This is a genomic window from Pseudomonas sp. GW821-FHT02H09 (genome assembly GCF_059421425.1).
The window spans coordinates 30,483-38,135 of sequence record NZ_JBWKVA010000036.1; the positions used below are offsets into that span (position 1 = coordinate 30,483).

Consider the following 7,653-nt stretch of genomic DNA (forward strand, 5'->3'; position numbering starts at 1 on the left):
GACGGCTTGCCGGCGATGGCGTCCTTGAGATCACCCGTAGGAGCACGGCTTGCCGGCGATGGCGTCCTTGAGATCACCCGTAGGAGCACGGCTTGCCGGCGACGGCGTCCTTGAGATCACCCGTAGGAGCACGGCTTGCCGGCGATGGCGTCCTTGAGATCACCCGTAGGAGCACGGCTTGCCGGCGATGGCGTCCTTGAGATCACCATCGCGAGCAAACGGAGCACCGCCCGGCTGGCTCCTACAAAAAGCCATTTATTTCATTCAATGCGCTATTTTTAGTTCTAGTAAAAGAACGGTTTCAGCGCTTCAAGCCGCCGCTCGATAAACCGCCGCTCCGGTACTTGCCGAGTCAACTCCAGGGCGCGCTGATAAGCCTCTCTGGCCTGCTCGACGCGCCCGAGCTGCCGGCAGAACTCCGCCCGGGCCGAATGTGCCAGGTGGTAATCGAGCAGCTCGCCTCGCGCCAGAATCCCCTCGATCAACTCCAGCCCCGCCAGCGGTCCATCACGCTTGGCCAGGGCCGCCGCGCGATTGAGCTCGATCACCGGCGAAGGCACCGCCCGCAGCAATACGTCATAAAGCCCGACGATCTGCACCCAGTCGGTTTCCTCCGCGGTCAGCGCTTCGGCATGTACCGCGGCGATCGCGGCTTGCAGGCAGTATGGGCCGAAGCGACGGGTGCTCAGCGCCTGCTCCACCAGAGCGCAGCCTTCGGCGATCAGCCCGGCATTCCACAGCGAGCGGTCCTGTTCATCCAGCACAATCAGTTCACCCGAGGCCGAAGTCCGGGCCGGGCGTCGCGACTCGTGCAGCAGCATCAGCGCCAGCAGCCCCATGACCTCGGGCTCCGGCAGCAACTCCATCAGCAAACGAGCAAGGCGTATGGCCTCGGCGGTCAAATCTTCACGCGTCACCTGCTCGCCCATCGAGGCCGAATAACCTTCGTTGAACACCAGATAAATCACCCGCAACACGCTGTCCAGACGCTCGGGCAGTTCGGCCACGGACGGCACTTGATAGGGGATCTTCGCGTCACGAATCTTCGCTTTGGCGCGCACGATGCGCTGGGCAATGGTGGCCGGTGCCGTGAGAAAGGCCCGAGCGATTTCCTCGGTCGTCAGGTCGCAGATTTCCCGAAGCGTCAACGGCACCTGAGCATCCGCCGCCAAGGCCGGGTGGCAGCAGGTGAAGATCAATCGCAGGCGATCGTCTTCCACGTCTTCCTCGCTCCAGTCGGTCTCTTCGAGCTCTTGCACCTGGCTGACCAACGCCGCCCGGGATGCACTGAAACGCGCCCGCCGGCGCAACCCGTCAATGGCCTTGAAGCGCCCGGTAGACACCAGCCAGGCGCGCGGATTAGCCGGCACGCCATCACGCTGCCAACGCTCGACCGCGACGAAGAAAGCTTCATGTAATGCCTCTTCGGCGAGGTCGAAATCGCCGAGCAAGCGAATCAGGGTCGCGAGTATCCGCCGTGACTCGGTGCGATAAACCGTCTCCAGCTGTGCCTTGACCGCCCCGCTCGCCTCGCCCGGCATCAGTCAGTCATGCCTTCGGTCACCAGCGTCACCAACCGGTCCAGGCTTTGTCCCCAGCCTTCATGAAAACCCATCGCCTCGTGGGCCTGGCGATCCTCTTCAGTCCAGTGCATGGCGCGCGCGGTGTAGAGGGTTTTGCCATCAACTTCCTCAAGAGTCACCTCAGCGCTCATGAAGGGTTTGCCCGAAGGAATCCAGCCCGGTTTGAAGGCATCGGTGAAGACAATCCGCTGTGGCGCGACGATCTCCAGGTACACCCCCTGGGTCGGATATTCCTTGCCATCCGGCGCGCGCATCAAAGTGCGAAACAGACCACCGACCCGCAGGTCTATTTCACATTCCGGCGTGGTCATGCCATGGGGCCCCCACCACTGCACAAGCAACTGCGGTTCGGTCCAGGCACGGAAAATCCTGCTGCGGGGCGCATCAATCAAACGGCTGATGGATAACTCGAATTCAGCAGGTTGTGGTTGAGCCAATTGAGCGTTCATCAGGGTCTCCTGCTTATGATTGTTATGAGGGATTCAATTCACGTACGGGGCGCACTTCGACACTGCCGACCCGGGCCGCCGGAATGTTGCCGGCGACCTGGATAGCCTCGTTGAGGTCTTTGGCATCAATCAGATAGAAGCCGGCCAATTGCTCTTTGGTTTCAGCGAATGGCCCGTCGGTGATCGACAGCTTGCCGTTGCGCATGCGCACGGTGGTGGCGGTCTGCACTGACTCCAGCGCCTCGGCGGCGAGCATCCGGCCACTGCCCTGAACGGACTCGGCGTAGGCCATGCACTCAGCGTCTTTCGGGCTGTCGGGCAGGCTGTGCAACAGATGCTCGTCGCTGTAGACCAGGCATAGGTATTTCATGAAATTCTCCGTCATCAAGCTGATCAACTATGGCTGCTGATTCGAGGTTTGGCGAAAATCCCGACGATCAGGGTTGCAGATCGAACAACGCCGTACCACTCATCATGTCGAACGGTGCCGACCAGTGCTCATGCACCACCAACCATTGGCCATTGATGCGTTGATAACCGGCGGTGACCCGCATCCAACAGGCTTTGGTTTCACCTTTTTCGTCCGTCCCGCCGCAATGGGCCAGCCAATGGGCAAAAGCGATGTCGGCGGACGGCACGACGTGCAACTGGTGAAACTCGAAAATGCCGGGACCGGGGCAGACTTTCATGCACTCTTGCCAGTGCGCACGGTAGGCCGCTTTGCCCTTGAATTGCAGCGCGGTCACGGCGTCGAACGAAGTGATGTCGTCGGAGTAATAGCTGACGATTTTGTCGATATCCTTGGCGATGACGGCTTGCTGCCAGGTCTCGATCAAGGCGCGGATTTCAATTTCGGTGTTGTGAGTGTTCACGAGGGTTCTCCTTGCGATTGGTTTGCACAGGCTCATCGGGCGGCCTGATTAGTGGCACTTGAATCGTGAAGACACCCCTAGTCGTATGGCGCACACCGAAATCGACAAGTTCGACGTGTTGCCACAAAAATATTTTTGCCCGCCGCAAACTCGTTAGAATCCCGGGTCTCACATTTGTCGGTACCGCTCGTGACTACTCAGCTTGTGCCCTACGACAGCCTGACCCCGGTTCAGCGCCAACAAGTCGAAGCCATCGAAATCCTCCCACAGCAAAAGGAATTCTCCGGCGATATCGACGGCGCCTTGCACGCCCTGCGGTCCAACGCCAACCCCGGCGTCAAAGGCTTTGCCCTGCTTTCGCAAGAGGTTCCGGTGGCCTTCCTGCTGCTCAAACGCCCGCCGTGCCTTCCCCATTGGGCCGATGAAGACACCGCCACACTGCACGCCCTGCAAGTCGACCACCGCGCCCAGGGCAAAGGCTTCGCAAAAGCCTGCCTGCAAGCCCTGCCGCAAGTCGCTCGCCAGACCTGGCCGCAAATCAACGGGTTGATGCTCTCGGTGGACACCCACAATGAAGCGGCGCTCAACCTGTACCTCAAGCAAGGTTGGGTCGATACCGGCGAAGCGTACAAGGGCCGGATCGGTTATGAACGCAGGCTGTCGCTGGCCTTCTGAACATGCGACATGTTTGATCGTTGTTTGATCGTTCCCACGCTCTGCGTCACATCCAAAGCGGACGCGGAGCGTCCGGTGAGGCATTCCCACGCAGAGCGTGGGAACGATCAATGCATTCACATCACAGTTTCAACACCATTTCATGCCAGGCCATCCCGCCGTGGTCAGAGGCTGAAGCCTTGAGGTAGGCGAAGCCGAAGCCGGCATAAAGCGCAATATGCCGCTCCTTGCACATCAGGTTGATGCTCGCCTTGTGCATTGCGCGCATGCGCTCGATGAATTCGCTCATCAAACGTTTCGCCAAGCCCTGCCCTTGATAATCCGGGTGCACCACCACCGACATGATCACCACATGCGGGCCGTCCGGGTCATGGCCGATCAGCTCCTTGAAGGCTTCATCGGCCATTTCCACCTGGTAGGCGGCGCCGGAGTTGATGAAGCCTGCGACCACGCCATCGACTTCAGCCACGATAAACCCCTGCGGCCAGGTGGCAATGCGCGTGGCGATTTTCTCGCGGGTGGCCGCTTCGTCGCCTTCGTAGGCAATCGATTCGATGGCGAAACAGCGGTCCAGGTCTGCGGGCGTGACCAGGCGAACAACAGTGTTTGACGATTTCATAGGAGACAACAGCTACCTTGTAAGGTGACGACGACAGGCGCAACGGCAGGCGATTCTAACAACAGCCTTCGCTTGTGACATTGATCAGTCGGACTTGAGCGGCAGCCAGATCTCCAGAACACCTTCCCCTGTTTGCGGATTGAAGTCCGCGCTGTAACGTTCGAACTCCGGCGCATCTGCGGCTTCACTACCGGACTGCGGCAACCAGGTATTCCAGATGTATCGAAAGGTCTGGGGCAAGGTAGCCAGTGAGCCTTTATGCTCGAACACCGCATAGTGTTGTGGTTGTACTTCGATCCAGCGGTATTGCTCAGGCAAGTCATCGAGCTTGCTGATTTCAACTCCGGCGATGTATTCAAAACCGCCCTTGCCATCCGGGTTGCAACAAATGCCGTAGGTCGCGTCGTTTTTTTGGCCCGGGATTTTGCCGATATGCGGAATGAATTTTTCCCAAAGCTGTGGGATGCCTTGGGTGGTTTTGGCAGTAAACCGCCCGCCCAGTCCCGCAATCAGTAGGAAATGTCCATGTTCAAAGCGCGGTTGCGCAAGATCGGAATTTTTTTGTTCGTCCATGAAAGCGACCTCAATAGTGAAAGATGGGTTCGGCTGGGAGTATAGAAGCCAAACCCAGTCAAAGGCCCGGAAGCTCAGCCACGCCCGCCGAACCGACAAACTCCCGATAGCCAGATACGATCACGTAGACCGCGAAATAGCAGAAGATCGCTGCAGATGCCATGTATGAATAGCGCAACAGTTTGTCGCCCAACAACTTGCCGCCCTGGGTTGCGGCCAGGCACAAGCCGCCACACCAGAGCAGCCCGGCAAAGAAGAATCCCGCCAGAAACAACCCTGAGCTGAGCAGGCTCCCGCCACCGGAACGGGCAATGAGCGTACCGCCCACCGCAGCGAACCAGAGGATAGCGCTCGGCGAGGACATGGCGAGGAAAATGCCGCGAAAAAACTCCCGTCGATGGGAGCCGTTGCTGATTTCGACCGCCTCGGCCAGGGTCGCCTGATGGTAGATCGCCGAATGAATCATCTTCGCCGCGAAGTACAGTAGCAGCGCCGAACCGCCGACCCACAGCACCCAGCGCACGCTCGAATACTGCAACAGCACACTCATGCCGGCCAACGCCAGCACTGCGTAGATCAAATCACCCACGCAGGTCCCGAGCCCAAGGGCAAAACCCTGAAAATAACCGCGTTGCATGGCAAGGGTGATCATCGCGATATTCGCCACGCCGATATCCAGACACAGCGAAAGGCTCAGCAAGAAGCCACTGGTAAATTCCATGTTCATTCCATCGAAAGCGCTAAGTGGTGGGCAGATATTGAACGCAGCTTTTCAACCGTTTTTTAACTCGGTTTTTCCGCCAAAAAAACAGCCCGCTGTTGTATCGCAGAAAATGCCTGCGCTGCAAATGGGCCGAATGTCGCCACGAACGACCATCGAAATATTTGACTGCGCGCGCTGGACAATCCGCTGTCACTGCCCTTATCTTCCGCCACAGGCCACCGCAGTGGCCAACGTCGCTCGGACGGTTCCGGGCGCTCACGTTACCCGAGGCAACAATGGCAGACCAAGGTTCGCCGCGCCGCTTTGCGCGCATTGATCGACTCCCCCCTTACGTATTCAACATCACTGCCGAATTGAAGATGGCCGCCCGTCGTCGTGGCGAAGACATCATCGATTTGAGCATGGGCAACCCCGACGGCCCGACGCCGCCGCACATTGTCGAAAAACTGGTCACCGTCGCCCAGCGCGAAGACACTCACGGTTACTCCACGTCCAAGGGCATTCCACGCCTGCGGCGGGCGATTTCCCGTTGGTACAAAGATCGCTACGAGGTCGACATCGATCCGGAAAGCGAAGCCATCGTCACTATCGGTTCCAAGGAAGGCCTGGCGCACTTGATGCTCGCCACCCTCGACCAGGGCGATACGGTGCTGGTGCCCAATCCCAGCTATCCGATCCACATCTACGGCGCGGTGATTGCCGGCGCCCAGGTGCGGTCAGTGCCGCTGGTGCCTGGCGTGGACTTCTTCGCTGAACTGGAACGGGCGATTCGCGGCTCGATCCCCAAACCGAAGATGATGATTCTCGGCTTCCCGTCCAACCCGACCGCGCAGTGCGTGGAGCTGGATTTCTTCGAGCGGGTTATCGCTCTGGCCAAGCAATACGACGTGCTGGTGGTCCACGACCTGGCCTACGCCGACATCGTCTACGACGGTTGGAAAGCCCCGTCGATCATGCAAGTGCCGGGCGCCAAGGACATCGCGGTGGAATTTTTCACCTTGTCCAAGAGCTACAACATGGCTGGCTGGCGCATTGGTTTCATGGTCGGCAACGCAGAATTGGTCAACGCCCTGGCGCGGATCAAGAGTTACCACGACTACGGCACCTTCACTCCGCTGCAGGTCGCGGCCATCGCCGCGCTGGAAGGTGATCAGCAGTGCGTCAAAGACATCGCCGAGCAATACCGGCAGCGCCGCAACGTGCTGGTCAAAGGCCTGCATGAGTTGGGCTGGATGGTCGAGAATCCGAAGGCATCGATGTACGTCTGGGCCAAGATCCCCGACGCCTATGCGCACCTCGGCTCGCTGGAATTCGCCAAGAAAATGCTGGCTGAAGCCAAGGTCTGTGTATCGCCGGGGGTTGGTTTCGGTGAATACGGTGATGACCATGTGCGCTTTGCACTGATCGAGAACCAGGACCGGATTCGACAGGCCGTGCGCGGAATTCGCGGGATGTTCAGGGCCGATGGGCTGGTGCAGAAGACCAGCAACAGTTAAGCCGAAACACACCCGTAGGAGCTGCCGCAGGCTGCGATCTTTTAGCGATCCTGAAATCGCGAAGATCAAAAGATCGCAGCCTGCGATGGCGTTTTTGGGTCTTACAGCAGACTGATCGGGTAGCTGACGATCACTCGGTTCTCGTCGAACTCGTTGTTACTGAAGTCGCGACGGATGGTCGAGTTGCGCCATTTGAGGTTAAGGCTTTTCAGGGCTCCACTCTGCACGGTATAGCCCACTTCGGTCTCGCGACCCCATTCCTTGCCATCGGTAATGGTCCCGGTATGCACATTGTCACCGCTGATGTAGCGGTTCATCAGGGTCAGGCCAGGCACGCCGAGGGCGGCGAAGTTGTAGTCGTGGCGCAGTTGCCAGGACTTTTCCTTGGCGTTGTCATAGCTTGAGTTGTAGCTGTCGTTGGCCAGGGTGCCGCCGCTGGTGCCGTTGACCCGCATCCAGGCGTTGTCGCCGGTGACTTTCTGCAGGCCGACATAGAAGGTGTTGCCGCCGTACTTGGCCGAGAACAGTCCGGACCAGGTCTTGTTGTCCAGATCGCCGGCCCGGGCGCTGCCGTCCTCCTTGCCATAGAAGAAGCCCAGGTTGGCCCCCAGGGTCCAGTCGCCCAAGGGCTGAGTGTGCACCAGGTTGAGGTATTGCTGGCT

General features: G+C 59.2%; 10 protein-coding genes. 2 read left to right on the forward strand and 8 right to left on the reverse strand.

The window, feature by feature from the left end:
* Positions 1-284: 284 nt before the first annotated feature.
* The 4 genes from AC07VR_RS30745 to AC07VR_RS30760 form a co-directional block, all read right to left on the reverse strand.
* On the reverse strand, positions 285-1,541 hold the full coding sequence (locus AC07VR_RS30745) for an RNA polymerase sigma factor (protein ID WP_495013530.1): 1,257 nt from the start codon (positions 1,539-1,541) through the stop codon (positions 285-287).
* Positions 1,541-2,032: an SRPBCC family protein gene (locus AC07VR_RS30750; protein WP_495013531.1), complete on the reverse strand. Its 492-nt coding sequence runs from the start codon at positions 2,030-2,032 to the stop codon at positions 1,541-1,543. The genes AC07VR_RS30745 and AC07VR_RS30750 overlap by 1 nt, the downstream gene beginning before the upstream one ends.
* Before the next feature lie 22 nt (positions 2,033-2,054).
* Positions 2,055-2,402, reverse strand: a complete 348-nt coding sequence (locus AC07VR_RS30755; RefSeq protein WP_494992700.1) for a YciI family protein — start codon at positions 2,400-2,402, stop codon at positions 2,055-2,057.
* Between the two features lie 67 nt (positions 2,403-2,469).
* The gene (locus AC07VR_RS30760) at positions 2,470-2,904 is read right to left on the reverse strand and encodes a YybH family protein (protein ID WP_495013532.1); all 435 of its coding nucleotides are present in this window, start codon (positions 2,902-2,904) and stop codon (positions 2,470-2,472) included.
* Positions 2,905-3,093: 189 nt separating this feature from the next.
* On the opposite strand from AC07VR_RS30760, the gene AC07VR_RS30765 reads away from it, so the two are divergent.
* The gene (locus tag AC07VR_RS30765) at positions 3,094-3,579 is read left to right on the forward strand and encodes a GNAT family N-acetyltransferase (protein ID WP_495013533.1); all 486 of its coding nucleotides are present in this window, start codon (positions 3,094-3,096) and stop codon (positions 3,577-3,579) included.
* A 121-nt stretch (positions 3,580-3,700) separates the two neighbouring features.
* Here AC07VR_RS30765 and AC07VR_RS30770 read toward each other — a convergent pair whose 3' ends face one another.
* The 3 genes from AC07VR_RS30770 to AC07VR_RS30780 form a co-directional block, all read right to left on the reverse strand.
* Complete coding sequence (locus AC07VR_RS30770; RefSeq protein WP_495013534.1) at positions 3,701-4,198, reverse strand: GNAT family N-acetyltransferase; 498 nt, start codon at positions 4,196-4,198, stop codon at positions 3,701-3,703.
* 84 nt (positions 4,199-4,282) lie between these two features.
* Entirely contained in the window at positions 4,283-4,771 is a 489-nt protein-coding gene (locus tag AC07VR_RS30775; protein ID WP_495013535.1) for a GyrI-like domain-containing protein, read from the reverse strand.
* Between the two features lie 58 nt (positions 4,772-4,829).
* Positions 4,830-5,492, reverse strand: a complete 663-nt coding sequence (locus AC07VR_RS30780) for a LysE family translocator (RefSeq protein ID WP_495013536.1) — start codon at positions 5,490-5,492, stop codon at positions 4,830-4,832.
* Positions 5,493-5,770: 278 nt separating this feature from the next.
* Between AC07VR_RS30780 and alaC the strand changes: the two genes are divergently transcribed.
* Positions 5,771-6,991 carry an alanine transaminase gene (gene alaC / locus AC07VR_RS30785; RefSeq protein WP_494992694.1) on the forward strand — a complete coding sequence of 407 codons (1,221 nt, stop codon included), beginning with the start codon at positions 5,771-5,773 and terminating at the stop codon, positions 6,989-6,991.
* Positions 6,992-7,092: 101 nt separating this feature from the next.
* Here the strand turns inward: alaC and AC07VR_RS30790 are convergent.
* On the reverse strand, positions 7,093-7,653 hold a 561-nt coding region (locus AC07VR_RS30790; protein WP_495013537.1), incomplete at its 5' end, for an OprD family outer membrane porin.